The sequence below is a fragment of the Kineococcus glutinatus genome (assembly GCF_039542765.1).
In the GTDB taxonomy this organism is placed as follows: domain Bacteria; phylum Actinomycetota; class Actinomycetes; order Actinomycetales; family Kineococcaceae; genus Kineococcus_A; species Kineococcus_A glutinatus.
Window position 1 is genome coordinate 1 of sequence record NZ_BAABIL010000233.1, and the last position, 2,880, is coordinate 2,880.

The window sequence follows — 2,880 nt, forward strand, 5'->3', positions numbered from 1 at the left end:
GCCACCGCCACCGCCGTCGCGCAGGAGTACGAGCGCACCTTCGCGGGCCTGCTCGCCGGCGGGGCCGCCGGCCCGCGGGTCGCCCTCGCCGGCGTCGACACCACCGCGGCGGGCGACGGGCGCGCCACCGCCACCTGCGACGTCACCTGGCAGGTCGGCGCAGCCACCTGGACCTACCGCACCAGCGCCGGCCTCGTCGACGGCGGCGATGACTGGCGCGTGGTCTGGTCGCCCTCGATCGTCCACCCCGACCTCACCGCGGGCGCCACCCTCACCACCGTGCGGCAGCAGCCCGAGCGCGCCGACGTCCTCGGCCGCGACGGCAGCCCGGTCGTCACCGCCACGGAGGTCGTCGACGTGGGCGTCCAGCCCTCCCGCACCACCGACCCCGCCGCCACCGCAGCCGCCGTGGCCGCCGTCCTCGACGTCGACGACGCCGCCCTGGAGGAGCGCGTCCGCGCCGCGCGACCGGACGCCTTCGTCGCCGTCATCACCCTGCGCCGCCCCGACTTCGACGCCGCGCAGGACCGGCTGCGCCCGGTGCCCGGGGTCGTGTTCCGCGCCGGCAGCACCCCGCTGGCACCCACCCGCGCCTTCGCCCGCGCCCTGCTGGGGAGCGTCGGGGAGGTCACCGCGGAGATCGTCGAGGGATCGGCCGGGCGCTACGCCGCCGGCGACCGGGCGGGCCTGTCCGGGCTGCAGCGCCGCTACGACGAGCGGCTGGCCGGCACGACCGGCCTCGTCGTGCAGCTGCGCGGCGCGGAGGAGGGCGCGCAGGCCCGCACCCTCTTCACCGCCGAGGCGCTGCCCGGGACGAGCGTCACCACCAGCCTCGACGCACGGGTGCAGCAGGCCGCCGACGAGGTCCTGGCCGGGGTGGGACCGCAGTCGGCGATCGTCGTCGTCGACGTCCCCACCGGCGACGTCCTCGCCGTCGCCAACGGCCCCGCGACCGGCGGCGACCGCGCCCTCACCGGCCGATTCCCACCCGGGTCCACCTTCAAGGTGGTCACCACCTTCGCGCTGCTGCAGCAGGGCCTGTCCCCCGAGGAGCCCGTCGCCTGCCCCACCACGGCCACCGTGGACGGGCGCACCTTCCGCAACTTCGAGGGGGAGGCCTTCGGGGCGACGACCTTCCGCACCGACTTCGCCCGGTCCTGCAACACCGCCTTCGTCGACCTCAGCTCCCGCCTGGACGACGACGCCCTGCCGCGCGCCGCCGCCCAGCTCGGCATCGGCGCCGGCTGGGACGTCGGCGTGGACGCCTTCGACGGCGACGTGCCCGCCGCGGAGTCGGCGGTGGACCGCGCGGCGGCCAGCTTCGGGCAGGGGCGCACCCTCGTCAGCGCCCTGGCCCTCGCCGTCGCCGGGGCCGCCGCGGCGCGGGGCGCGACCGCCGTGCCGCGGATCGTGCTCGACCCCGCCCCGGCAGCGGCCCCCGCCGCCTCGCTGCCCGCCGACGCGGTGGCGACGCTGCGCGAGCTCATGCGGGAGGTCGTCGTCTCCGGCACCGCGACCGCGCTGCGCGACTGCCCCGGCGGGGACGTCTTCGCCAAGACCGGCACCGCCGAGCACGGCACCGCCGTCCCGCCCGAGACCCACGCCTGGGTCGTGGGCTGGCAGGGCGAGCGCGCCTTCGCGGTGTTCGTCGCCGAGGGCCGCAGCGGCGGCACCGTCGCCGCACCGGTGGCGCGGTCCCTGCTGGAGCGCCTGGCCGCCTGAGCGCGGCGGTCCGCGGCCGGGCGGGACGCCCCGGCGACACGCACCTGTGCGAAGGCGCGGAGGAATTGCCACGGGGCCCTGTTCGGGTTCAAGATGTTTCGTGTAGGCCCTGTGGGCTACACGCGGTCCGACTCATCCCCCCCGAGCCGGGCCGTGAGACGGCCCCCGCTCCCCCCCAGCGGGGGCCGTTCCCACACCTCCTCCGCCCGGCCCTCGCGGCGGGCGTGCGCCCGCGAGCCGCGCACCCACGATCCACAGGCGCCCCCACCGGGGCCCGTCCTCCACAGCGCCCGTCCCCGGCCCGCGACGGCGCCGGCGCCGCAGCACGGTGGTCCCCCACCGTCTGCGAGGAGGAACCCGTGCGCGCCGCCCCACCCCACCCCCCACGGCCCGACCCGTCCCGCCCGCCCGGGGCGCCCGTCCGGCTGCGGACGGACGACCCGGCGCTGGTGGCCGCGGTCCAGCGCATCGCCGCGGCCGCCGGGTGCGGCGGCCTGGAGGTCACCGCCTGCGGCGCACCCGACCGCGCCACCCCCGACCACGGTGCGGGCCTGGAGCTGCTCGGGGTCGACGCCCTCGCCGGCGGCGTCCCGGTCGCCGGGGGAGGGCTCGTCGTCGTGGCGCTCGGGGCGGTGCCGCCGCAGGTGTGGCAGCGGGCCGCCGAGATCGGCGCCGACCACGTCGCCCTCCTGCCCGACGCCGAGGCCTGGCTGCTGGCGCGGATGGCCGACGCGGCCGAGGCGCACGGCGACACCGGCGCCCTCGTCGGCGGCGTGGGCTTCGGCGTCGGCGCCGGGGCGAGCGTGCTCGCCGCCGCGCTCGCCACCACCGCCGCCGCCCGGGGCACCGGCGCGCTGCTCGTGGACGCCGACCCCCTCGGTGGCGGGCTCGACCTCCTGCTGGGGGCCGAGGAGGTCCCCGGGCTGCGCTGGGCCGACCTGCTCGCCGTGCAGGGCAGGTTGCGGGCGGAGGTCCTGCACGCCGTCGTCGAGGCCGCCGAGGGGTTGCACGTGCTGTCCTGGGACCGCGGGGCCAGCCACGCCCTGCCCGCCGACGCCGTGGAGTCGGTGCTGTCCGCGGCGCGCCGCTCCCACGAGCTCACCGTCGTCGACGTCCCCTGCCGGCCGGGGCCGGCCGCCCTCTCGGCGCTGGCGGCGT

At 79.3% G+C, this 2,880-nt stretch carries 2 protein-coding genes; both read left to right on the forward strand.

What is annotated here, in order from left to right:
- A partial coding sequence (locus ABEB16_RS09875; RefSeq protein ID WP_345712088.1) for a penicillin-binding transpeptidase domain-containing protein occupies positions 1–1,722 on the forward strand: 1,722 nt, incomplete at its 5' end.
- Between the two features lie 359 nt (positions 1,723–2,081).
- On the forward strand, positions 2,082–2,880 hold a 799-nt coding region (gene ssd / locus ABEB16_RS09880), incomplete at its 3' end, for a septum site-determining protein Ssd (protein ID WP_345712089.1).